Source organism: Kitasatospora sp. NPDC059973, from assembly GCF_042737525.1.
In the GTDB taxonomy this organism is placed as follows: domain Bacteria; phylum Actinomycetota; class Actinomycetes; order Streptomycetales; family Streptomycetaceae; genus Kitasatospora.
Genome location: NZ_JBHWUI010000001.1, coordinates 97,898 through 120,563 on the forward strand (window position 1 = coordinate 97,898; position 22,666 = coordinate 120,563).

Consider the following 22,666-nt stretch of genomic DNA (forward strand, 5'->3'; position numbering starts at 1 on the left):
GCTGAACGGACTGACGAGCTGACAGGCGGACGAGCTGAGGAGCTGAGGAGCTGCGGGCTCAGGCGTGGCCGGTGCGACGCGCGGTGCGCCCCGCTATCTGCACGCGGTCGATCGCGCCGGTGCGCGGGTCGCGGTGGAACCGCCCCCCGGCCTCCCGACGGCCGGTCCCCGGGTCGACCAGGTCGAACGACAGGTCGGGGTAGCAACGCAGCGGTATCGGCACGTCGCCGTCCACCGACAGCACCGGCGAGCCACCGGGCCCCGGCGCGACGCGGTACCGGGTGCCGCCGTTGGCGTAGGCGCCCGCGCACTCGGGCAGCGCCACCGGCTCGCCCGCTGCGACGGGCTCGACCACGGTGGGCACCCGCACCCCCGCGATCCGCTCCAGGTCCTCGGCGAGGTCCCGCCAGAGCGCCGTCGCCGCACCGGCGTTGCCCGTGAAGGCGACCACCGTGCCGGTGTCCGGTTCGACCCGCAGGTGGCACGAGGTGCCCTGGGCGTTGCCGTCGTGGCCGCACCACAGCTTTTCGCCCTGCCGGAACAGGGCCAGTCCCAGCCCCCAGCCGTCGGCGAGCGCCCCCGGGTCGGCGGCGAGTTCCGCGTGGCGCAACTCCTTGGCGACCACGGGCGGCAGCGCCGCGGTCCGGCCGACCAGGGCGCCGCCGAGCGCGGCGAGGTCCTCGGCACTGGCCAGCAGGGCGCCGGCCGGCGCCTCCAGCGGAGCCAGGTTCTGCCGGACGGGGCGGACCTGGCCCGTCGCGGTGTTGAGGGCGTGACCGGCCGCGACGGGGCGGGCGGGGGCGGACGGACCCAGGAACGCGGGCACGGTGCCCAGGGGTTCGAGGAGCAGGGCGTCCATCGCCTCGTTCCACGGCATGCCGGTCACCGTCTCCACCAGCCGCCCGGCGGCGACGTACCCGGCGTTGGAGTAGGAGAAGTCGGTCCCCGGCGGGAACAGCGCGCCCTGGGCGGTGCACACCGACGACAGGTAGTGCGCCGCGGTGGTCCGCGCCGCCGCGTCGGAGTCGGGCCCGGTGGACAGACCGCCGGTGTGGCTAAGCAAGTGACGGACCGTCACGTGCGGCAGCTCGCGGAGCTCGGGGAGGTACTCGGCGACCGGGTCGTCCGGGTCGAGGTCGCCGTCCTCGGCGAGGAGCAGCACGAGCGCGGCCGTGTAGGGCTTGGTGAGAGACCCCAGCGGGACGGCGGTGTCCTCGGCGAAGGGGGCGCCGGTGCCGGCGTCGGCCGTACCGGTGTGCACGGAGACGACCTCCGAGCCGGTGTCCAGCACCAGTTGGGCACCGGGCACCCGGTGCAGGCGGGCGAGGGCGTCGAGTCGGTGCTGCAGCTCCCGTCGCTCCGGGAACGGCGCGCGTCTGCGGGCCGGGGCAGTGTTGTACACCATGAGAAGGGACTCCCGTTGATGGCTCTCATGTGCAGGTCCGAACAGTCGGCCGCGGGTGAGCGCGGGCCGACCGGGGTACGGGCGGGGGTGCGGGTGGGTCCGGCTTACGGCCTGACGACCTCGACGGGCAGGTGCCGCACGCCGAGGATCACGGCCGGGTTCTGGTACACGATGTCCTCGTAGGAGGGCACCGCCACGGAGCGGAATCGTTCCTGCAGCAGGCGCAGAGCGATCACCGCCTCCAACCGGGCCAGCGGCGCACCGAAACAGAAGTGGATGCCGTGGCCGAAGGTCAGGTGAGGATTGGGGTGGCGGCTCACATCGAAGACGTCGGGGGCGTGGAAGCGGGCCGGGTCGCGGTTGGCGGCACCGAGATGGGCGATCAGCATGGACTCGGCCGGAAGTTCGTGACCGCCGAGCACCACGGGCCGGGCCACGCGGCGACCCAACTCGGCGAACGGGGGCAGCCAGCGCAGCACCTCCTCGATGGCCGACGGGAGCAGTCCGGGGTCGGCGCGCAGCGCGGCGTCCGTGCCGGGGTGCCGGTCGAAGGTCAGCACGGCGTTGCCCAGCAGCGCGGTCGTGGTGACGTGCCCGGCGACCAGCAGCAGGGCGACGAACCCGACCCTCTGCTGGTCCTCCAGGCGGACGCCGTCCACCTCGGCGGCGATCAGCCGGCTGGTGAGGTCGTCCCCCGGGTGCGCGCGGCGGGCACGGATGTGCTCCAGCATGTACCCGTTCATCTCACGGACGGTGGGGGCGATGGCCTCCAACGCCCGTGACAGGTCCGCCATGTCGGGTGCTTCGCCGAGCTGGTCTCCGCTGAACAGGACGCTCGCCCAGTCCTGGAAGAGCCGGTGCTCGTCAGCCGGCACACCGAGCAGTTCCGCGATGACGATGATGGGCAGCGGATACGCCAACGCGTCGACCAGGTCGAACCGCTCCTGGTCCGCGACGGCGTCCAGCAGTCGCGCGCACAGCGCCTCGATCCGCGGCGCCAGCCCGTGGACGACTCGCGGGGTGAACGCCTGGCTCACCAGCGCGCGCAGTCTTCGGTGGTGCGGCGGGTCCATGCCAACGAAGTTGCCCTGCCGGAAGACCTCGAAGTCCTCCTGAGTGGGGGCGAGGGAGGAGAGATCCGAGGAGTAGGTCAGCGGATCGGCGAGCACAGCGGCCACCGTCGCGTAGTCCAGGACCTGCCACAGGCCCTGACTCTCCTCGTACCGAACCGCTCCGGCCTCGCGATCGTCCGACCAGCGGTTGGATATCTCCTCCAACAGTAATTCCGGGCTGCCTAACTGACGAGCGGTCACCAGTTCTCCTTGGGTCGGGACTCGCGAGCATCACAGGGTCTGGAACGGGATACGCCGGGTCGGGCCCAGCGGACACGCGCCATCGGGCCGCACCGCGGCGCCCGGCGGGGCACAGCTCTCCCCGAGCACGCCGCTGGGAACGGCCCGGACGGCGGGATCTGGCCGACCCCCTACCGGGGTGCCGGCGTCCGGGCGAAGCGGGGCGACCGAGACGCCCGTCGCAGCCCGGCGCGCCTCAGCGGTCGGCTGTCATCCCGCGCCCCGACCCGCACGGCGAACCAGCCTGACATCGCATTCCCCTCACCCTTCTCCTCCGCGCAACGGCTGCACAGCATCAGCACGCCCCGAGCCGATCGGCCCCCCACGGCGAACCCGCCATAGTCTTCACGGTGAGTCACACCATGGCAACCCCCCGAGGTCGAACCGGAAGGAATTCTCAGGTGCGCCTCGGGCAGGACACCGATCCGCCGTTCGTCGCCCCCGTCTGCCCCGTCAGCGCGCCCTCAACCAGGTCTGCGCCGTCTTCGGCTCCGCCTCCCGCCCGGACGGCTCGACCGGCGGTGCGGGCAGTCGTCGATCGGACTCGCGCCCTCGGCGTAGCACCCAGCCGCACGAGCGGGAGAACGGAACCTCACTGAGGGGCGCCCCGCCGGACGGGAGCGGGCGGCCGTCGGAACGGCACGGTCAGGGGGCCGTTCGACCGCCGGTCACCAATGGCCGGTGGCTTGGCCTGTTGCCCGGGCGGTTCGGCCCACCACCATCAAGGCGTCCGGCTCGCGGCAGCGTTCACCTCTCCGTCCCGGCTCGGCGGAGGGCATCCGGACATCAGGATCTCTGCAGCAGGCCCAGTGAGCAATCGCGCAAACGCAGTTGCACCACATGGTGGACATATCCAAGAAGGAGGGTGAGTTCAGCGTGACGTCCGATATCGGTCTCCGCCTCGCCATCGACGGATCCGCACAGAAGGTGAAGGGGGGCCACCAAGAACTCCCCTGGTCCAAGGTCCGGGGACTGGCGTCCGGCAAGGACAAGCCGGCCGGCACGGCCCACGCCGCACGCGCCTGGAACAGCTTCTGCGCCGCCTCCGGGTCGCACACCGCCGCTCGGCAGGTTGCTCGGCGGCCGTGGACCCCTACCACCGGGGACGGTGCACATGAGTGACGACCAGGCCGGCCCGTACGGCCCCCAGCCACCCGGCCAGCCCGGCCCCTACGGCCCCCAGCCACCCGGCCAGCCCGGAGGGTTCGGACCGGCGGCGGCCTCCGGACCGCAGCCGCTCGGCCAGCAGGGCTGGGGCCCGCCCCAGCAACCGCACCCCTTCGTACAGCAGTTCCCGTACGGCGGCGCATCGGGTGGCTACCCGCCGCCGAAGCCGGCCGCGGGGAAGAGGACGGGCCTGATCATCGCCGGAGTGGTCGTCGCCCTCGCGGTGATCGCGGGAGGCGCGTACGTCGTGGTCGGCGACGACGGCGGGGGCGCGGGCGCGGGCGCGGGCGCGGGCGCGGGCCACGGTGACGTCACCGCGGACAGCAAGGGCTACACGCTCGTGGCTCCGGAGTCGGTCGATGCCTATAAGAAATCGGGCCCGGCCAGTGCGCCCGGAGAGTTGAACGCCGAGCAGAAGAAGGAGGCGGCGGGCGTCGGTGTGAACAACGCGCAGGCGGTGTCCGGGATCTACAACGCGGCAAGCACTGACCCCGGCGATCCGGCGAAGGTGGGAGGCAAGCGCCTGATCTTCGATGGCCTCTACGGCGACATCCCGGACCCCGCCACGGCGCTGGACAACTATTTCGCCAACGTCACCAAGAAAGGCTTGAAGGGTGACGGAAAAGCGCGTGGTCTCAAGCTGGAGCGCCTCGGAGAACCCAGGGCCGTGAAGCCCGACGGTTTCGAGGGCGCGCTCATGAAGTGCCAGGACGTGAAAGTCACCCCTGACAAGAACGCCGACGCCCCGAAGGGCGGTCCTGCGGAGTTCCAGTTCCCGGTCTGCGCCTGGTCCGACTACTCCACGCTGGGAGGCGCCAACGTCGTCGAGTTGGCGCAGGCGATGAAGGGTGGCAAGGGCGTCTCGCAGGAGGAGGTGGCCGCCTTGACCGCCGAGCTCTACAAGACTGCGCGCAGAAAGGCCTGACACACAGGGGGAGGGCCCGGCCGAAGCGATCGGCCGGGCCCTCCCCCGCGCACCCTGCCGCTCGCACGACACCGCCGACAGCAGTACCCCCGGGGATCCCTCCGTCCGGAGTCATCCCCCGTAGCGGGTGGCCAGGGTCCGTACCGTCTCGGCGATGCGGTCGCGGAGTTCGGCCGGTGCCATGACCTCGACGTCGGTGCCCAGCCGGAGGAACTCTCCGTGGGCGTGGTCGATGGACTCGATGGGCACCCGGGCTTCCGTCCATCCGTCACCTGCTGGTGTCACGCCGAGCCGGCGGGCTCCCGCCGGGGTGAGCCGTACCAGAGCCTCCCCGGTGTGCAGCCGGGCTCGGAAGTCCGCGAGGTAGGTGTTCCAGTGCACGGCCAGGTCGAACCCGTCCGGGACGACGAACTCCTCCTCCAGGGGGCGGAGCCGAACGATCTGGTCGACCCGGTAGGTGCGGATTCCGGCCGGCCCGCTTGCGACCAGGTACCAGCGGCCGGCCTTGAGTACGAGTCCGTACGGCTGCACTCGCCGCTCGATCTCCTGCGGTGCCCGCCAGCGCCGGTACCGCAGGACCACCGCGCGCCGGGCCCACACCGCGGCGGCGATCGCGGCCAGGTGAGGCGTGCGGTCGGCGTCGCCGTACCAGCCCGGGGCGTCGAGCAGGAAGCGTTCCTGGATCCGCCCGGCGTGCTCGCGCAACTCGGCGGGAAGGGCGGCCCGCAGCTTGAGCTGGGCGCTGGTGAGTGCCTCGCCGAGGCCGAGCTCGGCGGCGGTGCCGGGGAGTGCGGCGAGGAAGGCGGCCTGCGCCTCGTCCGCGGTCAGCCCGGTGAGGCGGGTTCGGTAGCCCTCGACCAGCCGGTAGCCGCCCGCGTGCCCGGCGTCGCCGTACAGGGGTATACCGGCGGCCCCGAGCGCCTCGACGTCGCGGTAGACGGTACGGACGGAGACCTCCAGTTCCGCGGCCAGCTGCTGGGCCGTCATCCGGCCCCGGTTCTGGAGCAGCAGGAGAAGGGTGACCAGCCGGCTCGCACGCATGCTCCCCATTATCCACTGACAGCGGATGTCAGTGGAGTGCCCCTAACCTGCGGCGCATGAACGACTTCGACTTCTTGCACGGCTCCTGGCACGTGGCCAACCGGCGCCTCACCACCCCGCTCGGCGGCGCGGGCGCGGGCGCCGGCACCTGGGAGGAGTTCCCGGGCCACTCGGTGATCCAGCCGTTGTTCGGGGGCGCCGGGAACATCGACGAGATCACCTTCCCCACCCTCGGCCGCCAGGGCGTGACCCTGCGGCTGTTCGACCACGGGACGAGACTGTGGTCGATCTACTGGTCCGACAGCCGGACGGGCCGGCTGGATCCCCCGGTGGTCGGCGCGTTCACGGGCGACCGCGGTGACTTCCACGGCGAGGACACCTACGACGGCCGCCCGATCCGGGTGCACTTCACCTGGTACCGCCTCGGCCCGGACGCCGCCCGCTGGGAGCAGGAGTTCTCCGGCGACGGCGGCCTCACCCGGGAGCTCAACTGGATCATGGACTTCACCCGCACCGGGCCGGCCGGCGCATGAGCATCGTCGAACTCCGGCAGTACACCCTGCGTCCCGGCGCCCGGGAGACGCTGATCGAACTGTTCGAGCGCGAGTTCGTGACCGGCCAGCAGGCGGCCGGCATCACGATGGGGGGCCGGTTCCGCGACCTCGACGACCCGGACCGCTTCGTCTGGTTGCGCGCGTTCCCCGACATGACGCACCGCCGGCACGCGCTGGAGGCCTTCTACACCGGCACGATCTGGCGCGAGCACCGCGACGCCGCCAACGCCACCATGGTCGACAGCGACGACGTCCTGCTGCTGCGCGGTCCGGGGTTCGCACCGGAGCCGTCCACCCGCGAGGTGGTCGCGACGCTCTGCCGGCCGTCGGACGCGGCGGCCTTCGACGCGTACGCCGCCCGGCACCTGGACCGGCGCCATGCGCTGCACCGCACCGAGCACGCCGAGAACGACTTCCCCCTCCTGCCTGTTCGCACCGGGGTGGACGTGCGGGTCTGGTTCGGCGCGGCCGAGCCACCACCTTGGCCGATCCGGCGGCTGCGACTGGAGCCCGTGACGAGTTGACATCGTGCTGCCACGAGGCGGGGAGCCGCCCGGCCAGGACTACCGCGGTGACCTGAGGCACCGGCCGCGCGATCCGGGTCACGCCCACCGGCTGTCCCGGAGCGGCAGCCGCCCGCACCGGCCAACCAACCGGCGTCGGGGGCCTGCCCGACCGACCACCCGGCTCCGGCGCATGCGAGTGCCCCGCCGACCGAACAGGGCGACGGGGCACCGCGAGCGGCGGGCGCCGGTCAGGCGTGTCGGCGGCCCCACAGGGGTGTGACGACCATGATGAGGACGGCGGCGGCCGCGATCTGGAAGATGTGACGGATCCAGTCGATGCCGCCGGTGTCCGCGACACCGAAGGCGCCGGCGAGCGCGTTGCCGATGAGACCGCCCACGACACCCAGGATGACGGTGAGCCACAGGGGAATCGGCTGGCGGCCGGGGATGACCAGCTTGGCCAGTACGCCGATGATGAGACCCGCGACAACGGCCCAGATGAACGACATGATCTTCTCCTTGTGCGCGTACGGCATGACCGTCCGGTGATGCGCCCCGCCTTCCCCGTCAGGGCCGCCGCACACCCGTTCCTGACGGGTCTCCCACCCCGTCCACCGGGCCTGGGCGGCCGAGGTGTCCCACCGCTCGGGGTCGCCGGCCGACCCGCCGGCGGCCGGCGCCGGCCTTCCCTTCCTCCATCGCGGCCCTCGCTGCCCGGTCCGTGGCCGACCCGGGGCCCGTCCAGGCGGCGCGGGTCGGCAGGAGGCTCGCTTCTCACGGGGGTGGGCCGGCAGCGGCGGGGAAGGAGGCTCCCGGTGCGGCGCGTCCCGGCCTGCCCCCCCCGTTCGGGACGGTTGCCGGGTAGCGCATACTCACCTGGCCACGGCGACTGCCGCGGTGTGCTGAGCATCGAAGGGTGATGGGGGAATGAAGGAGGGTCCGGCCGATCTGGCCGTTCCGGAAGTGGTGGAGAGCGCTGCTCCGCGGGCGCAGCCGACCGGAGGCGTCGGGCGGTGGCTGCTGCGCCACCGGGTGCAGCCGGTGGGTCCGGCGGCCGCCGAGGGGCACACCGAGCCGCAGGCGTGGTGGAAGGTGATGTGCCTGACCGGGGTGGACTACTTCTCCAGCCTCGCCTACGTGCCGGCCATCGCCGCGCTGGCCGCTGGAGCGGTCTCGCCGCTGGCGACGTTGCTGATCGTGCTGCTGACGCTGGTGGGGATGCTACCGATGTACCGGCGGGTCGCGCGGGAGAGCCCCAACGGCGCGGGGTCGGTGGCGATGCTGGAGGACCTGCTGCCGTTCTGGCGGGGCAAACTGTTCGTTCTGGTGCTGCTCGGTTTCGTCGCCACGTCGTGGATCATCACCATCACGCTGTCGTCGGCGGATGCCTCCGTGCACCTGGTGGAGAACCCCTACCTGTCCGATGCCCTGCACGGCCACGAGGTCGCCCTCACCATCGGGTTGCTGCTCCTGCTGGGCGGGGTCTTCCTGCTCGGGTTCAGTGAGGCGGTCACCGTCGCCATTCCCCTCGTCGCGGTCTTCCTCGTCCTCAACGCGGTGACCGTCACCGTCGGCCTGGTGGACGTGTTCACCACGCCGGGGGCCTGGTCGGCGTGGACGGACGCGCTGGCCGAAGGCGGCGGCGGTTTCAGCGGCCTGGCCGAACCGGCGCTGCTGGCGTTTCCGCTTCTGGTGCTGGGCCTGTCCGGTTTCGAGACGGGCGTGAGCATGATGCCCCTGGTGGCCGCCGAGGGCGCGAACGCAGCCGAGCGGCTTGAGGCACGCATCCGCAATGCCCGCAAGTTGCTGACCACCGCCGCGGTCGTCATGAGCGTCTACCTGCTGGCCGCGAGTTTCGTCACCACGGTCCTCATCCCCCACAAGGAGTTCGAGCCCGGCGGCGCGGCCGGCGGACGCGCGCTGGCGTGGCTGGCCCACGAGAAGGTCGGCGAGGCGTTCGGCACCGTCTACGACGTCAGCACCATCCTGATCCTGTGGTTCGCCGGTGCCTCCGCCATGGCGGGCCTGGTCAACATCGTCCCCCGTTACCTGCCCGACTACGGGATGGCTCCCGAATGGGGACGCGCGGTACGCCCGGTCGTCCTCGTCTACACGGCGCTGTGCATCCTCATCACGATCGCCTTCGACGCGGACGTCAACGCGCAGGCCGGCGCCTACGCCACCGGCATCCTCGCCATGATGGTCTCCGGCGCGTTCGCCGTCACCGTCTCCGCCCTGCGCCGGCGCCGCCGTGCCGCCACCGCGGGCTTCGCCCTCCTCACCGCGGTGCTGTTCTACGCCCTGGTGTCCAACATCGTCGACAAGCCCGACGGCATCGCCATCTCCGGCCTGTTCATCCTCGGCATCATCACCGTCTCGCTGATCTCCCGCGTCTCGCGCACCACCGAGCTGCGGGCGGACCGCATCGTCCTCGACCCGGCGGCCCGCCGGTTCGTCACCGACACCCTCGCCCACGACCAGGCCATCAACATCATCGCCAACCGCCGCCAGGCCGGCGACCGCGCGGAGTACGAGGACAAGGAACGCGAGCAGCGCGGCATCAACCCGGTGCCCGGACCCGCCGACGTGCTGTTCCTGGAGATCGACGTCGTCGACCCCTCCGACTTCAGCGAAACCCTCACCGTCCACGGCGTGGAGGTCGACGGCTACCGCGTCCTGCGCACCGAAGCCCCCGCCGCGCCCAACGCCATCGCCGCGATCCTGCTCGCTCTGCGCGATTCCACCGGCGTCCAACCGCACTGCTACTTCGCCTGGGCCGAAGGCAGCCCCCTCAAGCACATGTTCCGCTACTTCCTCCTCGGCCGCGGCGACACGGCCCCCGTCACCCGGGAGATCATCCGCAAACACGAACCCGACCCCGCCCGTCGACCCGGCATCCACGTCGGCGGCTGACCCCGAAGCCCGGGCACCCGCCCCGAGCCGGCACCTCCCAGGCGCTCCCCGGCTGCTCCGGCGGCGGCGGCCACCGGCCCAGCCGGAGTGCCGAGTCCGCACGGGTTCTCCCTTCGCCCGAACAAGCCCTCACCGCCACACCGGCGAAGGGCCGCCACCGAATCGGTGGCGGCCCTTCGCTGTCCGCTCTGCCGACGGCAGAAGGGTGTTCCCGACATGTCGTATTCCGCGCAAGCGCGGGCGGAGACACCAGCAGGTGCGCTCCGCCTCGACCACTGCTGCGGGGCTGCTCCCAGGGCATCACCGGTCAGGCGTCCCGGGGCGGTGGTTCGCCTGCCCGCAGGCTCATGCGGCACCTCGAAGCGCGGGCACACCGCCTGGACAACCCGCCGGACGGTGTGGCCAGATCCGCTCCGGATCGGGGAGAAGGGCCACGGTCGGGGCCGGGTCGGTGTCCTTCCGGGGCGCGGTCGACCCGGAGGGCCGCACGGTCAGCGGCGGCGGCCGCCGACGTGGCGGTCGTCGGCCAGTGCGGTCAGTGGGCCGTACTCACAGGAGAGCTCGCTCCACGTCAGGACCTCGCCACAGCGGGCCGGGAACGTCTTCGGGTCGAACTCGGGCATGGTCCAGGTGCCAGTTCCCCGGTCCCTCAGCCACAGGTCCCCGTCGCCGTCGACCACGGTCGGCGGAGCCGGTACGGGCTCGGCCTGATCGATGGGATCCCAGGTGACCCGGCCGGGGTGGGAGACGCGGCGCAGCTCGGTGGTGGCCAGCCGTGCGGCCACGTCGCGCTCGGACTCCTCGGTGTCCTTGACCGACGCGAGCCGGTAGGCGTCGTCGAGAGTGGGCAGGGCTGGGTTCTGGCTGCGCTTGGAACTCATACGCTGGCTACCTCCGTAGGGGGCGCCACATCCGTTAGGGCACCCCGTGTAGGAGAACGGTATCCGAGGCGGGAGCCGGGCCGGGCACGATCACCGTCCAGGTGGAGGGTGGAAGACACCCGGACGGTGGGGCCGGGTGGTGAGCTGGTCCCGGGCATGGCGCAGCCGCGGTGGTTCGGGGAGCGCGGTGTCGTGAAGGCCGAACTCTTCGAGGCCCCTTCGGGATCCGATCGGGCACACGAGTGCCACCTTCGACGGATGTTCGAACAGCCCGTGAGGTTCGCTGCTGTCCCCGGCTCCCTGCAGGGTTGCCCGGGTGCAGAGCGGGCAGGCGCGTCAGGAAGGCGATCATCCGTACGGCGGTCGCCGTTCCCACATGTGAGTGAGGTCACCCCTTGGCACCTTCCGTCGAAACGAACTCCGGCGTCGCAGCCGCCATCACGCTCGTCGAAGGCCAGCTCTCCCAGCTCGAGGAGCAGAAAGCCGCGCTCGAAAGCGAGTTGGAGCGAGTCGCCGCGTACGTCACCTCGCTGCGGGTCGCCCTCGACGGCCTGCTCGCAGCCGACGCGGCCCTGCGGCCCTCCGTCGGCACGACAGCCGAGCCTGCCACTCCCCCACCCGTGTCCGCCGAAGAAGCTCCGGCGGCAGCGGAGCCGGAGCCGGCCGGGGCCGCCGCGGGGCCGCTCCCCGCAGCCGACGAACCGGAACCGAAGAAGGCAACCCGACGCCGGGCGCCCGCCACCAAGGCGGCGCCCGCCAAGCGAACCGCACGCAAGCCCCGCGGGACCACCCCTGCGGCCGCCGAAGCCGGCGCCGGCCCGGCCGAGAGCAAGCCCAAGGCACGGGTCGCGAAGAAGACCCCGGCGAAGAAGTCGGCCTCGCCGGCTCCGGCAGCCCCGACGGCGCCGAAGCGATCCCGCGGGATCGCCGACGATGTCCTGAACGCCCTCGCCGCGGCCGGCAAGCCGGTGCGGGCGGGCGAGGTCTCCGCGGCCCTCAGCCCCGGCAGCACGGACGACAACGTCCGCACGACCCTGGAACGGCTCGTCAAGGCCGGCCGGGCACAGCGTGCGGGCCGTGGCCTGTTCGAGGCACTGCCGACGAGCTGACCCCGCGCACCTGCCGGGTGGCGAACGCCGCTGGGGTGGTGGATCTTTCGGGGCCGGTCGGATTCGTTCCGACCGGCCCCGGGACACGCCCCGCGCGTCCGGCCGCAGTAGTGCGAAGGTCACCTGCTTCCCCGCCCTTCGTACGGCCGCGCGGAGCGAGCGGACGTCTGTGGGAGCGGCCCACCGGCCTTGTCGTGCCGAGTCGCGGCCGGTCCGGTTGTGCGTGCGGGTGCGTGCGCGGGGTGCGTCTGCTGCGGGAGCCGGCCACGGCACGCCGAACGCCGCGTCTCACGACCGGGATTGGGCGCCCTCTCAGCGGGCAAGTGATCTCCACACCACACCGGACCAGCGCGCGGAGGCGGCTATGACTCTCATGACTCGGCTGATCGCGCCACCCCTTCCGGGCTCGACGCCGGCCAGGCCGGCCCCTTGTGCCACTCTCCGCTTCGCTGCCGGATCAGCCGATGCAGTGGGCCATCCTGGCCGCCATCGAGCCCGGACAGTGCAGTTCTGACTTCGGCCGCCGCCGTACGAGCGGACGGCGACCGTGGCTGTCTCTCGTGCACAGACCGGATACGTGCTCGACCACTTGTGTGAGGAGTCCGATGATGCCCGTCCTCGTCCTTCTGTCAGCGCCTTTGCTTCTCGCCGTGATCTTCGTCATCGCCGGGTTGCGGCCCGCGCGCGGCAGGAGCAGTCTGCCGCAAGCGGCCATCGCCCGACGTCGGCTCACCCGGCGCCATACTCAGCATCTCCGCCGTGCGAGCCAAGCGCTGTGAAATGAGTGCCGATCACCCGCCGACGATGCGCCGGGCCGTGCTCCCGGCTACCTGTGGCGACCTGCGCGACGGCCCAGGCCCCGACACGGCCCGAATGGCCCAATCCGTCCTTCCCGACCCGCGCACCGGTCACCGCCCCGGCGACGCGGTACCCCCGGAGGATCGGACGGTGAGCGAGGCGGTGCGGTGTGACGAGGCCGCGCGTGCCGCCGTCAGGTGAGAGGGGTGCCGCGCAGCAGGAGCAGGGCGATGTCCAGGGCGGCCAGCGCGAGGCTGGCGAGGAAGGGCAGGCGGCTGCGCGGGTCGCGGGTGGGGAGGGCGACCGTGAGTGCGAGCGTGCCGGTGGCGGCGAGGCAGGCCCGGTCGGTGGTGGTGAGGGGCCCGGGCGGTCCCAGGACGAGGGCGGCCGCCCCGGCCAGCAGCAGGGTCGCGGCCAGGGCGCGGGTGAGGTGCGGGCCGAGGCGGTGGGGCAGACCACGCACACCGGTGGCCAGGTCGCCGGGGATGTCGGGAAGCGCGTTGGTGAGGTGAGCGCCCGTGCCGAGCAGGGCGCCGGCCGCCGTCACCCACGCCGGAGGCCACGGGTGGCCGGGCAGCGCGAGGGTGACGAAGGCGGGCAGCAGCGCGAAGGCCCCGGCGTAGGGCAGCCACGACAGCGCCGTGCGCTTGACGCCCAGGTTGTAGGACCAGGCCGCCGCGACCCCGACGAGGTGGGCGGCGCCCGCCGCCAGTCCGCCCGCCAGCGAGAGCGGGACGCACAGCGCGAGTGCGCCCCCGGCGGCGGCGGCCACGCTCCGCGGGCGAACGACGCCGGCCACCAGCGGCTTGTCGGTGCGGCCGGTGGCGAGATCGCGGTGAAGATCGATCCGGTCGTTGCACCAGCCCACCGACAGCTGCCCGGTCAGGACCGCCGAGGCCACCAGCGCGCTTCCCCCCGTGCCCCGCCCCCAGGCCACGGCGAGAGCGGTGACGACGGCGGTGACGGCCAGCGCGGGGGCGGCGTGGGAGGCGGCCAGCAGCCCCCGGGCCGCTGCGCCCCTCCTGGACTGCGGTTGAACGGTCGGGGTTGCCGCGGGCCGGACTCCGGTGGTGTGCACGTCCTCATGCTAGATCGGGCAAATCGCCGACTGGCGGTCATTTCATGATGAAGTATCAGATCACGTCTAGGGTGAGCCGGTGACCACAATCGCGGCTGTCCACGGCGTGCTCGCGCCGCACCGGTACGAGCAGGGCGAGATCACCGAGGCCCTGACGGCGATGTGCGCGGCGTCCGACGCCCAGCGCGGCGTCCTTCAACGGCTGCACGCCACCGCCGCGGTCGGCACCCGCCACCTGGCTCTGCCGCTGGAGCGTTACCGCGAGTTGGGCGGGTTCGGTCGGGCCAACGACCTGTTCATCGACGTGGGGCTGCGGCTGGCGGAGGAAGCCCTGAGCGGTGCCCTGGCGGCGGCCGGTCTGGCGCCCGAGGAGGTGGACCTGGTGGTCTCCACCTCGGTGACGGGTATCGCCGCGCCCTCGCTGGAGGCCCGGCTGGCCGGGCGGGTGGGCCTGCGGCCGGACGTGAAGCGGGTGCCGATCTTCGGGCTGGGCTGCGTGGGCGGCGCCGCGGGCCTGGCCCGGTTGCACGACTACCTCCAGGGCCATCCCGGGCACGTCGCGGTCCTGCTCTCGGTCGAGCTGTGCTCGCTCACCTTGCAGCGCGCCGACACCTCCGTGCCGAACATGGTGGCCGGTGCCCTGTTCGGCGACGGCGCTGCCGCCCTGGTGGCCGTCGGACGCCACCACCCGCGGTCCGGGGACTTCGCGGGGCCACGGGTGGCGGCGACCCGCAGCCGCCTGTACCCGGGCACCGAGCGCGCGCTGGGCTGGGACATCGGAGACAGCGGCTTCACCATCGTCCTCGGCGCCGAACTACCCGAACTGGTGCGCCTGCACGTCGGCGAGGACGTCCGGTCCTTCCTCGCCGAACACGACCTGAAGCCGCCGGACGTCACCGGTTGGGTCGCCCACCCGGGCGGACCCAAGGTCCTGGACGCCTTGCAGGAGAGCCTCGGGCTCGACGGCCGCGCGCTGGAACTGACGCGGCGTTCACTGGCCGAGGTCGGCAACCTCTCCTCCGCCTCCGTCCTGCACATTCTGCGCGACACCCTCGCCCACGACCCGCCACCACCCCCCGGCGGCCCCGGTCTGCTCCTCGCCATGGGACCGGGCTTCTGCTCCGAACTCGTCCTCCTGCGCTGGTAAGCCCGGATGCCCCTGTACACGCTGCTGGTCCTCCTGGTCGCCGTCGAGCGCCTGGCCGAACTCGGCGTCGCGCGCCGCAACGCCGCCTGGAGCCGGGCACGCGGCGGTGTCGAACACGGCTCCGGCCACTACCCCGTCATGGTCCTGCTCCACACCGCACTGCTGGCCGGCTGTCTGGCCGAGGTCCACCTCGCGCACCGTCCCTTCCTGCCGGCCCTGGGCCTGCCCATGCTGATCCTCGTACTCGCCGCCCAGGCGCTGCGCTGGTGGTGCATCCACTCCCTGGGGCCGCGCTGGAACACCCGGGTCATCGTGGTGCCCCACCTGCCGCTGGTCAGCACCGGCCCCTACCGGCTGTTCAGCCACCCGAACTACCTCGCCGTCGTCGCCGAAGGCGCCGCCCTGCCCCTCGTCCACGGCGCCTGGCTCACCGCGACCGCCTTCACCCTGCTCAACCTCCCCCTGCTCGCCACCCGGCTGCGCTGCGAGAACGACGCCCTGGCCGGCTGCGCCACGGCGTCGACGTGATCGACCTCCTCGTCGCCGGCGGCGGCCCCGCCGGCCTCGCCACCGCGATCCACGCCGCCCTGGCCGGGCTCGACGTGGTGGTCCTCGAACCACGTCCCGCCCCGATCGACAAGGCGTGCGGCGAGGGACTGATGCCCGGGGCCGTCCGCGCCCTGGCCGCCCTGGACGTGCCGGTGGTCGGCCACCCGATCCGCGGCATCCGCTACCTGGACGACCGCCATCGCGCCGAGGGCAGGTTCCGCCACGAGGCGGGGATGGGCGTGCGGCGCACCGTCCTGCACGCCGCGCTGTCCCGCCGGGCGGCCGAACTCGGCGTGCCGGTGCTGGCGGGGAAGGCCACCTCCGTCCACCAGGACGGCGACAGCATCACCGCCGCCGGACTCACCGCCCGCTACCTGGCCGCCGCGGACGGCCTGCACTCGCCCCTGCGCCGGCAGTTGGGCCTGGAACGCCCCGACCCGCGACCCCCGCGCTACGGACTGCGACGGCACTTCGCGGTGGCGCCCTGGACCGACTGCGTGGAGGTCCACTGGTCCGCACTCGGCGAGGCCTACGTCACCCCGCTCGGCCCGGACCGGATCGGCGTCGCCGTCCTGACCGGCGAGCGACTGCCGTTCGACGCACTGCTGCCCGCGTTCCCCGCACTCCTTCACCGCCTCACCGCCCACCGCGGCTCGGCCGTGCGCGGCGCCGGACCGATGCGCCGGCGGGTACGGGCCAGGGTGGCGGGACGCGTCCTGCTGGTCGGGGACGCCGCCGGCTACATCGACGCGCTCACCGGCGAGGGCATCTCGCTCGCCCTCACCGGCGCGGCCCACCTGGTGCGCTGCGTACGCGCCGGCCGGCCGCTGGACTACGAGCGGGCCTGGCGCCGCGCCACCCGCGACCACCGCCTGCTCACCGGAGCACTGGTACGCGCCCGCGTCAACCCGCTCCTGGCCCCACGGATCGTCCCCCTGGCCACCCGCGCCCCCGCGCTCTTCACCGCCCTGGTCAACCGCCTCACCTGACGGTGATGACGTCCGTGGCGATGGTGCCGGCGAGTCGGTTCCCTCACCTCGTGGCCCCGAACGCGCTGCGCACGCGCACCCCCCCGGGCAGCCAGTTCCGGGTCTGTCCGCATCCTCGTCCTGGCAGCCGGGGTCGGCCGGCCCTGCCGGGATCCGCCGGCGGTCGGAGCCGGCCGCGGCCGCCTGGATCACGGAGGCAGCCGCCCAGAGCGCCCGGCGGGACGTCGCAGCCGTTCTGCCCGCCCTCGCCGACCCGACGCCCTGGTCGGCCTCCTCCTTGGTGGCGTACTTCCCGCGTCGTGGATCCGCGCGCCGCGCACGCCCGGGCGAGCCGGGTCCGGGGGGATGAGGCGCTCGCCACCGACCGGGCCGCCGCCCGCCCCGGCCGGTGCATCGCGCCGGCGCCGGACAGCGGCTCGGCCAGGCCCGGCGGGTGCTCGGACGCGGTGTCGAGCGGGTGCTGACCGACACCGTCCGCGCGCCGCGCGCCCCGCGTCCGTGGTCACCGGCCGCCTCGACGCCGCGCGGGAGGAGTACGGGCAGCGGGCCGAGCCGTGGCCGCACGATCACCGGCCCCCTCGGCCTCCGGTGAGCCGCCGGACGGGCCTACGCGCCGATGTCCGCAGGTGTGAGGCGGTGCGGCCTGGGCAGCCGCACCCGTAGACGATCACCGCCCCGGGACGGACCGGGGCGCGGACACAGCGGAGAGGGCACAGCGACATGGGCGAGCAGGCGAAGAACACCTCGGTGAGCGGCGAGGGCGACGTCGACGACGCGGTCGGCTCCGCCGCCGAGCGCATCCGGCGCGCGCTGGAGAGTGAGGACGCGGGCCGGGTGGCGGGGCCGGGCGCCAAGACGGACGACCGCCCGCAGGGCCGCCCCGAAGGGCAAGGGTCCGAGGACGAGCCGCCCGCCGCGCCGGCCGCGGACACGGTGGCGCCCTGAGCGGGCCGCAGAAGGCGCCGACCATCCTACGAAAGGACCGGAATCCGATGAGCACCGAGCGCGACGCGAAGCAGGAGCACGACCCGGAGCGCGAACCGGACGGCCCGACTGCCGCGCAGGGCGACGAAAGCACACAGGACGAAGCACAGGACCTGGACGAGCGACAGGGAGACGCCACCACGGCCGACCCGACGCCCACCCGCCACCTGGGCCCCGACGACAAACCGGCCCCGGAGGAGTCGAGCCGCTGACCTTCCGGTCCTGACCGGAAGGAAGTCCAGTGGCCCCACCTGAGCGGTGAGGGTTGGCGCCACCAAGTGGGCGAAGGTGCCGGCCCGCCGGGCTGGCACCCGGACACCGCCGGAAGACCACGGTCCACCGCCGGCACCCGCACCGACGGCCCGGCAGCAGGAAGCGGCCAGGAGCGGCGGTCGGGAAGCGGCAGCCGGACCGGCAGGGAACCGGGGACCGATCCGGGCCCCCGGGGCAGGCGCCCGGCAAGCACAGCCCGAGCCCCACGAAAGGACGGACATGATGACCGCAACGGACGACGCCAGGGGCGACGACGTCTACCAGCCCGATGCCACAACCGATGTCGGCGACGACGCCGGCCTCCTGGACCCGGAGGACACCCTGCTCGACCGCGCCGCCGGTCCCTACGAGGAGGGCTGGTCCCCGCCGGATCGGCCGCTCGCCGTCGAACACCAGGGCACCACGGCGGCGGAGCAGAACGAAGGCGAGAGCCTGGACCAGCGGCTGGCCGAGGAGGTCCCGGACCCAACGCTGGCCGTCCCCGCCCAGGACCCCACAGACGGCACCGACGAGACCGCCGACACGAGCGAAGAGCCTCGCGACGAGGAGGTAGGCGCCGCCCGCGCGGGCCGGCTGCGCCCCCGGGCCACCGGACCGAGTACCTTCGCGACGGATGTCGGTGTCGACGGAGGCGCCGCGTCTGCCGAGGAAGCCGCCGTCCACATCGTCCCGGACGAGGAGCCCTGACCATCGCTTGAGCCCGCCCCAGGCGGACACCCTCAGTTCCGGGCCAGGATCCCGGCGACTGGGGGCTGGCCATGGGGACGGTCAGCGGTGAGGGACCGGGCAGCACCTGCTGCCCGGTCCCTCCGGGTTCGCCCCCGCTCGCACATGACCTCGACCAGCCGACCGCCCCCGCCACATCCGTGGGTGTGGCGGGGGCGGCTGAAGGCGTGGTCCGGGTCAGAGGGTGTCGCGGTAGCCGCCGGAGGCGGTGCCGCGCTTCTCGATGAAGTGCTTGAACCGCTTGAGGTCGCCCTTGACCTGCCGGTCGAGCATGCCGGTCATGTCGGCGGCCTTCTCGGCCATGCCGCCGGGCTGGAAGTCCATCTCCATCATCACCCGGGTATGGGTCGCGTCGATCGGCTCGAACCGCACCATCCCCGTCTGCCGCACGTCACCACTGGTGGTACGCCACGCCACGTGGTCGTCCGGCACCTGGTCGACGATCTCGGTGTCGAACTCCCGGGACACACCGGCGATCTTCGTCTTCCAGTGGTTGTGCCGCTCGTCGAGCTGGGTGATCTCCTCGACGCCCTCCATGAACATCGGGAACTGCTCGAACTGCGTCCACTGGTTGTACGCCGTGCTGACCGGCACATCGACGTCGATCTGCTCCTGCACCTTGCTCATCGCTGCTCACTCGCCTTCGCATCGCTTCGCGGTCGGACAAGCGCCTGCCCCGACCGCCGGCCGGTATGCCCGACCCCTACCGATTCCGCCGCATTCCGGACGGATCGGCAACAGCCGCCACCCATCCGAGGCCCTGGACCAGACCCGCCAGGCCCGGACGATGCGAGCGCGCCGGCGACCGGCAGGGCGAAGGGCAGCTCGGGGCCCACCCGTCCTCCTTCACCGGGGCCCTGGGCCGATGCCGAGGAAGCAGGTGAGGGCCTCGGGATGGACGGTGGGCCGGTCTCGGTCGATGCGCTCGCTCCAGGGAGCGGGCACCTCACGCGTTCCAGGGCGCGGTTCGCCCGCAGGCGTCGCGGATCGTCGTCGCGGTCTCGGCGGCGGCCACCCGCCGGGGTCACGGTCCCGACGGCAGGCTCGCCCCGACAGCGGTCGAAGCTCGCGTGACGGCGGCGTTCCCAGGATCTCGGCCGTCACGAGCCTCCCGATATCTCGGCCGTGCTCCCCCACCCGCCCGGCACAAGCGTCGGTTCCGCCGGCTGCGGCCGGCCTCCCTCTCCGCGGGGGTCACCCTGCGGGGGAGCCGCCGGACGAAGATCATCCTCGCGCGTGATCCCGCCACGCCACGGCCGTGCCAGGCTCACCGCATGCACTACGTCGTACACCGGATAGCCGCCGAGGAATGGCGGGAGTTCCGCGAGATCACACTGGAGGCGCTGCGGGACTCCCCCGGCGCCTTCAACCTCTCCCACGCCGACACCGCCGCCCACCCCGACGCCTACTGGCAGCAACAGGCCGCCGCGGAGGCCGCCGGGCAACGTGCCACCCTCACGGCCCGTGACGCGAGCGGGACCTGGGTGGGAACAGCCGGCATCGAGCCCGTCCCCGACGTCCCGGACACCGTGTGCGTCCGCTCCGTCTACGTCACCCCGGCCCACCGCGGCGCCACCGGCCCCGCCACCGGCCTCGTGCGGGCCACCATCCGGCACGCACAGGACCACACCGACGCACGGTGGCTGACCCTCGGCGTCAACGAGAGCAACGCACGCGCCCTGGCCTTCTACCGACGACTCGGCTTCGAGGACACCGGAAAGGTGATCCCCTACGTCCGAAACCCGAGCGAGAAGGTCCTCATCCTGGGCTACCCGGGCTTCCGCAGCGACCCCCGGCAACCGACCCTCTAGCCTGACGGGCCGGCGAAGCGCCCCGCGTCGGCCCCTCCGCTCCCCCGCGAAGTGGCGGCTCGTCCCCCCATCCCGACCTCCGGTGGGCCTGTACGGCGACAGGCCCAGCGGATACAGCGACGGCGCCCCGGCGCAGCCGTGAGCGCGACGGGTCACGGCCCGATGCGTGGCGCGGCCGCCGCAGTGGCCGGCACCCCTCCTGCCCGACCTGCCGCCTCCCGAGGAGTGCGAGGCGCCGCCGGCCAGGCTCGCCGGCGAGGTGGCGCCCCGCTCGCCCGGCCGCCGGCGCCATCGGTGAGGCGAAGCCCTGCGGGGGCGGGCACTCTCGTGACGCTCCGTCGAACCACTCGTTCGGTCGTGTGACGGCCCCGCGTCGCCCGGGTGGGCGGCCGGTCGTGGTCGACTGCCCTGCATGGTGTCAGGGCGGAGCAGGATGTGGGCGGGCCTTCAGGTCGGGCTTGCCGTGGCGGTGCTGTGCGGCTGTTCGTCGCTGTCGGACCGGGAGGACGCGGTCGCGGCCGCGGCACGCGCCTTCGAGGCCGACCTCGCCCGCCAGGACAACGCGGCGCTGTGCGGCGCACTCGCCCCGGGCACGCGCGAGGAACTCGAGGACAGCAGCAAGACGGGCTGCCAGCAGGCGATCGGCGACAGCGACCTGCCCGCAGCCGCGGACGTCCGCCGAGTCGACGTCTACGGCCGGCAGGCCCGCGCCGTGCTGGACAGCGACACCCTCTTCCTGTCCGCCTTCCCGGACGGATGGAAGATCACCGCCGCCGGGTGCGACCCGCAGCCCCGCAAGCCCTACAAGTGCGTGGTCAAGGGAGCGTGAGACCGGTGCGCAGCCTGTTCGCCCTGTGCGTGCTGATCGTCGTCGGCGGTCTGGTCTACTTCACGACGATCGGGGCGCTGCACCGATGAGCCGCACGGACCGCGCGGGGCGATTCCTGCGCGACAACAGCCTCACCCTGGCCTTCGGTGCCGCCTTCCTGCTCACCCTGGTCGGGCAGGCCGCCGCGGGGCTGGCGGAGGTGAACAACGAGCTCGTCGCGGCCGATCTCCAGCCCGTCGGTGTCGCAGGCTATCTGACCGGCTCCGACTTCGCGGTGGACGTCACCGAGAACTGGCAGTCGGAGTACCTGCAGTTCTTCCTGTACATCTTCGGCACCGTCTGGCTGCTGCAACGGGGGTCCCCGGAGTCCAAGAGCCTGGACCGGCCCGGTACCGAGTCCGACCGCGAACAGAAGGTCGGCGCTCACGCCACCGCCGACTCGCCCTCCTGGGCCCGCGCGGCCGGACTGCGCCGCACCCTGTACTCGCGCTCCCTCGGCACGGTGATGGCGCTGTTCTTCGTCGGCTCCTGGTTCGCCCAGTCGATCACCGGTACGGCCTCGTTCAACGCCGGGCGGCTGCGCGACCTCCAGGCGCCGTTCACCTGGTGGGACTACGTGCTGTCCGCGGACTTCTGGAACCGCACCCTGCAGAACTGGCAGTCCGAACTCCTCGCGGTCGCCTCCATGGCGATCCTCTCCGTCTACCTGCGCCAACGCGGATCACCCGAGTCGAAGCCGGTCGGCGCGGCCCACACCTCCACCGGCGTCGAAGGCTGATGCCCACCGGCGGCCCACCGGCGGCTCCCGTCCGGGCCGGGCGGAGGACGCCACGGAGACGCTCCAGCCGGTGGGATCCGCCGGGCGCGCGGAGGTACACGAGTGCGGGCGGGGGCATGACCCCGTCACGCCCTGCCCGACCGAGCGGGGCGTGTGCCCCGTCGGGCAAGGCGTGACAGGGAACCGCCGGGGTTCGGTCGGCGCGGTCGGGGCCTACTTGCCGCGGCCGGTCACGAAGTCGCGGGCCCGGTCCACGAGGCCGACGCCGGGGCCGAGGAGCTTGCTGGCCGTCGGGCTGTCCGGGGCCGCCGGATGCGGGCGGGTCGGGGCCATGGCCTTCGCCCGGCGGACCTTGTCACCGAGGTCGTCCAGCTGCTCCGGGGTACAGGCCGTGCGCAGCATCGGGAAGAGGTTGGTCTCCTCGTCCTCGACGTGGGCGGACACCTCGTCCATCAGCTGCCGGAGCACCGAGCCCATCGTGGGATCGTCGGTGCGCAGGTCCTCCAGCTGCTTGAGGAGGTCCTCGACCTGGCGGTGGTCCTCGATCTCCCTGTCCGCGAGGGCGTCGCCGCCGTCGAGGTGCTCGCGGACCGCGGGGTAGAGGTACTGCTCCTCCGCGACCGAGTGCCGCACCAGCTCGATGGTGACCTGGTCGATCACGTCCCGCAGTGCCTGGCCGCCGCCGCTCATGGCCCGGATGCGGCCGAACATGTCCTCCACCTCGCGGTGGTCCGCCATCAGTTCCTCGATCACGTTTCCGCCGTGTCCCATTGTCCTGCCTCTCGTCGTCCGCGGGCGAGTCGGTCCGCGCCCAGCCGGAGGGCGTTCCCGCTCCCTCGCGGGCCTTCGCC

General features: G+C 73.1%; 22 protein-coding genes. 14 read left to right on the forward strand and 8 right to left on the reverse strand.

Features of this window, described 5'->3' with window-relative positions; translation table 11 throughout:
- Window positions 1-58 precede the first annotated feature (58 nt).
- Together ACFWA9_RS00285 and ACFWA9_RS00290 are read right to left on the reverse strand one after the other, a co-directional pair.
- Window positions 59-1,405 (reverse strand): serine hydrolase domain-containing protein, encoded by a 1,347-nt coding sequence (locus ACFWA9_RS00285; RefSeq protein WP_380381983.1) that lies wholly within the window; start codon window positions 1,403-1,405, stop codon window positions 59-61.
- A gap of 104 nt (window positions 1,406-1,509) precedes the next feature.
- Window positions 1,510-2,718: a cytochrome P450 gene (locus ACFWA9_RS00290; protein WP_380381985.1), complete on the reverse strand. Its 1,209-nt coding sequence runs from the start codon at window positions 2,716-2,718 to the stop codon at window positions 1,510-1,512.
- Between the two features lie 1,153 nt (window positions 2,719-3,871).
- On the opposite strand from ACFWA9_RS00290, the gene ACFWA9_RS00295 reads away from it, so the two are divergent.
- Window positions 3,872-4,849 (forward strand): hypothetical protein, encoded by a 978-nt coding sequence (locus ACFWA9_RS00295; RefSeq protein WP_380381987.1) that lies wholly within the window; start codon window positions 3,872-3,874, stop codon window positions 4,847-4,849.
- Window positions 4,850-4,960: 111 nt separating this feature from the next.
- On the opposite strand, the gene ACFWA9_RS00300 is transcribed toward ACFWA9_RS00295, so the two are convergent.
- The gene (locus ACFWA9_RS00300; protein WP_380381989.1) at window positions 4,961-5,890 is read right to left on the reverse strand and encodes a helix-turn-helix transcriptional regulator; all 930 of its coding nucleotides are present in this window, start codon (window positions 5,888-5,890) and stop codon (window positions 4,961-4,963) included.
- Between the two features lie 56 nt (window positions 5,891-5,946).
- On the opposite strand from ACFWA9_RS00300, the gene ACFWA9_RS00305 reads away from it, so the two are divergent.
- Both ACFWA9_RS00305 and ACFWA9_RS00310 read left to right on the forward strand, forming a co-directional pair.
- Window positions 5,947-6,423, forward strand: a complete 477-nt coding sequence (locus ACFWA9_RS00305) for a hypothetical protein (RefSeq protein WP_380381991.1) — start codon at window positions 5,947-5,949, stop codon at window positions 6,421-6,423.
- Window positions 6,420-6,968 carry an NIPSNAP family protein gene (locus ACFWA9_RS00310; RefSeq protein ID WP_380381993.1) on the forward strand — a complete coding sequence of 183 codons (549 nt, stop codon included), beginning with the start codon at window positions 6,420-6,422 and terminating at the stop codon, window positions 6,966-6,968. Before ACFWA9_RS00305 ends, ACFWA9_RS00310 begins: the two co-directional genes overlap by 4 nt.
- A gap of 230 nt (window positions 6,969-7,198) precedes the next feature.
- Here ACFWA9_RS00310 and ACFWA9_RS00315 read toward each other — a convergent pair whose 3' ends face one another.
- Window positions 7,199-7,459, reverse strand: coding sequence for a GlsB/YeaQ/YmgE family stress response membrane protein (locus tag ACFWA9_RS00315; RefSeq protein WP_329491812.1), 261 nt, complete (start codon window positions 7,457-7,459; stop codon window positions 7,199-7,201).
- A gap of 418 nt (window positions 7,460-7,877) precedes the next feature.
- Here ACFWA9_RS00315 and ACFWA9_RS00320 point away from each other — a divergent pair, with 418 nt between their 5' ends.
- The gene (locus ACFWA9_RS00320) at window positions 7,878-9,863 is read left to right on the forward strand and encodes an amino acid transporter (RefSeq protein ID WP_380381994.1); all 1,986 of its coding nucleotides are present in this window, start codon (window positions 7,878-7,880) and stop codon (window positions 9,861-9,863) included.
- A 491-nt stretch (window positions 9,864-10,354) separates the two neighbouring features.
- On the opposite strand, the gene ACFWA9_RS00325 is transcribed toward ACFWA9_RS00320, so the two are convergent.
- Window positions 10,355-10,744 carry a hypothetical protein gene (locus ACFWA9_RS00325; protein ID WP_380381996.1) on the reverse strand — a complete coding sequence of 130 codons (390 nt, stop codon included), beginning with the start codon at window positions 10,742-10,744 and terminating at the stop codon, window positions 10,355-10,357.
- A gap of 395 nt (window positions 10,745-11,139) precedes the next feature.
- On the opposite strand from ACFWA9_RS00325, the gene ACFWA9_RS00330 reads away from it, so the two are divergent.
- Complete coding sequence (locus ACFWA9_RS00330; protein WP_380381998.1) at window positions 11,140-11,853, forward strand: hypothetical protein; 714 nt, start codon at window positions 11,140-11,142, stop codon at window positions 11,851-11,853.
- A 991-nt stretch (window positions 11,854-12,844) separates the two neighbouring features.
- Here the strand turns inward: ACFWA9_RS00330 and ACFWA9_RS00335 are convergent.
- Complete coding sequence (locus ACFWA9_RS00335; RefSeq protein WP_380381999.1) at window positions 12,845-13,729, reverse strand: UbiA family prenyltransferase; 885 nt, start codon at window positions 13,727-13,729, stop codon at window positions 12,845-12,847.
- A gap of 79 nt (window positions 13,730-13,808) precedes the next feature.
- Here ACFWA9_RS00335 and ACFWA9_RS00340 point away from each other — a divergent pair, with 79 nt between their 5' ends.
- The 6 genes from ACFWA9_RS00340 (at window position 13,809) to ACFWA9_RS00365 (ending at window position 18,358) form a co-directional block, all read left to right on the forward strand.
- Entirely contained in the window at window positions 13,809-14,876 is a 1,068-nt protein-coding gene (locus tag ACFWA9_RS00340; RefSeq protein ID WP_380382001.1) for a type III polyketide synthase, read from the forward strand.
- Window positions 14,877-14,882: 6 nt separating this feature from the next.
- Window positions 14,883-15,404, forward strand: coding sequence for an isoprenylcysteine carboxyl methyltransferase family protein (locus tag ACFWA9_RS00345; protein WP_380382003.1), 522 nt, complete (start codon window positions 14,883-14,885; stop codon window positions 15,402-15,404).
- Complete coding sequence (locus tag ACFWA9_RS00350) at window positions 15,401-16,414, forward strand: NAD(P)/FAD-dependent oxidoreductase (RefSeq protein WP_380382005.1); 1,014 nt, start codon at window positions 15,401-15,403, stop codon at window positions 16,412-16,414. The genes ACFWA9_RS00345 and ACFWA9_RS00350 overlap by 4 nt, the downstream gene beginning before the upstream one ends.
- Window positions 16,415-17,134: 720 nt before the next feature.
- The gene (locus ACFWA9_RS00355; RefSeq protein ID WP_380382007.1) at window positions 17,135-17,359 is read left to right on the forward strand and encodes a hypothetical protein; all 225 of its coding nucleotides are present in this window, start codon (window positions 17,135-17,137) and stop codon (window positions 17,357-17,359) included.
- A gap of 47 nt (window positions 17,360-17,406) precedes the next feature.
- Window positions 17,407-17,610 (forward strand): hypothetical protein, encoded by a 204-nt coding sequence (locus tag ACFWA9_RS00360; protein ID WP_352291339.1) that lies wholly within the window; start codon window positions 17,407-17,409, stop codon window positions 17,608-17,610.
- 283 nt (window positions 17,611-17,893) lie between these two features.
- Window positions 17,894-18,358: a DUF5709 domain-containing protein gene (locus ACFWA9_RS00365; RefSeq protein WP_380382009.1), complete on the forward strand. Its 465-nt coding sequence runs from the start codon at window positions 17,894-17,896 to the stop codon at window positions 18,356-18,358.
- A 216-nt stretch (window positions 18,359-18,574) separates the two neighbouring features.
- Here the strand turns inward: ACFWA9_RS00365 and ACFWA9_RS00370 are convergent, their stop codons facing one another.
- Complete coding sequence (locus ACFWA9_RS00370; RefSeq protein ID WP_329491774.1) at window positions 18,575-19,024, reverse strand: SRPBCC family protein; 450 nt, start codon at window positions 19,022-19,024, stop codon at window positions 18,575-18,577.
- Window positions 19,025-19,671: 647 nt separating this feature from the next.
- Here ACFWA9_RS00370 and ACFWA9_RS00375 point away from each other — a divergent pair.
- The 3 genes from ACFWA9_RS00375 to ACFWA9_RS00385 all read left to right on the forward strand — a co-directional run bounded on the left by ACFWA9_RS00375 (window position 19,672) and on the right by ACFWA9_RS00385 (window position 21,815).
- Window positions 19,672-20,208, forward strand: coding sequence for a GNAT family N-acetyltransferase (locus tag ACFWA9_RS00375; protein WP_380382011.1), 537 nt, complete (start codon window positions 19,672-19,674; stop codon window positions 20,206-20,208).
- Window positions 20,209-20,641: 433 nt separating this feature from the next.
- Window positions 20,642-21,037: a hypothetical protein gene (locus ACFWA9_RS00380; RefSeq protein ID WP_380382013.1), complete on the forward strand. Its 396-nt coding sequence runs from the start codon at window positions 20,642-20,644 to the stop codon at window positions 21,035-21,037.
- 85 nt (window positions 21,038-21,122) lie between these two features.
- Window positions 21,123-21,815, forward strand: a complete 693-nt coding sequence (locus tag ACFWA9_RS00385) for a DUF6766 family protein (protein ID WP_380382015.1) — start codon at window positions 21,123-21,125, stop codon at window positions 21,813-21,815.
- A gap of 213 nt (window positions 21,816-22,028) precedes the next feature.
- Here ACFWA9_RS00385 and ACFWA9_RS00390 read toward each other — a convergent pair whose 3' ends face one another.
- Window positions 22,029-22,586 carry a hemerythrin domain-containing protein gene (locus ACFWA9_RS00390; protein ID WP_380382017.1) on the reverse strand — a complete coding sequence of 186 codons (558 nt, stop codon included), beginning with the start codon at window positions 22,584-22,586 and terminating at the stop codon, window positions 22,029-22,031.
- Window positions 22,587-22,666 lie beyond the last annotated feature (80 nt).

Excerpts from the sequence above, each read along its gene's own strand:
- ACFWA9_RS00285 (WP_380381983.1), bottom strand. The coding sequence starts at position 1,405 with ATGGTGTACAACACTGCCCCGGCCCGCAGACGCGCGCCGTTCCCGGAG.
- ACFWA9_RS00295 (WP_380381987.1), top strand. The coding sequence starts at position 3,872 with ATGAGTGACGACCAGGCCGGCCCGTACGGCCCCCAGCCACCCGGCCAG.
- ACFWA9_RS00300 (WP_380381989.1), bottom strand. The coding sequence starts at position 5,890 with ATGCGTGCGAGCCGGCTGGTCACCCTTCTCCTGCTGCTCCAGAACCGG.
- ACFWA9_RS00305 (WP_380381991.1), top strand. The coding sequence starts at position 5,947 with ATGAACGACTTCGACTTCTTGCACGGCTCCTGGCACGTGGCCAACCGG.
- ACFWA9_RS00310 (WP_380381993.1), top strand. The coding sequence starts at position 6,420 with ATGAGCATCGTCGAACTCCGGCAGTACACCCTGCGTCCCGGCGCCCGG.
- ACFWA9_RS00315 (WP_329491812.1), bottom strand. The coding sequence starts at position 7,459 with ATGTCGTTCATCTGGGCCGTTGTCGCGGGTCTCATCATCGGCGTACTG.
- ACFWA9_RS00320 (WP_380381994.1), top strand. The coding sequence starts at position 7,878 with ATGAAGGAGGGTCCGGCCGATCTGGCCGTTCCGGAAGTGGTGGAGAGC.
- ACFWA9_RS00325 (WP_380381996.1), bottom strand. The coding sequence starts at position 10,744 with ATGAGTTCCAAGCGCAGCCAGAACCCAGCCCTGCCCACTCTCGACGAC.
- ACFWA9_RS00345 (WP_380382003.1), top strand. The coding sequence starts at position 14,883 with ATGCCCCTGTACACGCTGCTGGTCCTCCTGGTCGCCGTCGAGCGCCTG.
- ACFWA9_RS00355 (WP_380382007.1), top strand. The coding sequence starts at position 17,135 with ATGGGCGAGCAGGCGAAGAACACCTCGGTGAGCGGCGAGGGCGACGTC.
- ACFWA9_RS00360 (WP_352291339.1), top strand. The coding sequence starts at position 17,407 with ATGAGCACCGAGCGCGACGCGAAGCAGGAGCACGACCCGGAGCGCGAA.
- ACFWA9_RS00365 (WP_380382009.1), top strand. The coding sequence starts at position 17,894 with ATGACCGCAACGGACGACGCCAGGGGCGACGACGTCTACCAGCCCGAT.
- ACFWA9_RS00370 (WP_329491774.1), bottom strand. The coding sequence starts at position 19,024 with ATGAGCAAGGTGCAGGAGCAGATCGACGTCGATGTGCCGGTCAGCACG.
- ACFWA9_RS00375 (WP_380382011.1), top strand. The coding sequence starts at position 19,672 with ATGCACTACGTCGTACACCGGATAGCCGCCGAGGAATGGCGGGAGTTC.
- ACFWA9_RS00380 (WP_380382013.1), top strand. The coding sequence starts at position 20,642 with ATGTGGGCGGGCCTTCAGGTCGGGCTTGCCGTGGCGGTGCTGTGCGGC.
- ACFWA9_RS00385 (WP_380382015.1), top strand. The coding sequence starts at position 21,123 with ATGAGCCGCACGGACCGCGCGGGGCGATTCCTGCGCGACAACAGCCTC.
- ACFWA9_RS00390 (WP_380382017.1), bottom strand. The coding sequence starts at position 22,586 with ATGGGACACGGCGGAAACGTGATCGAGGAACTGATGGCGGACCACCGC.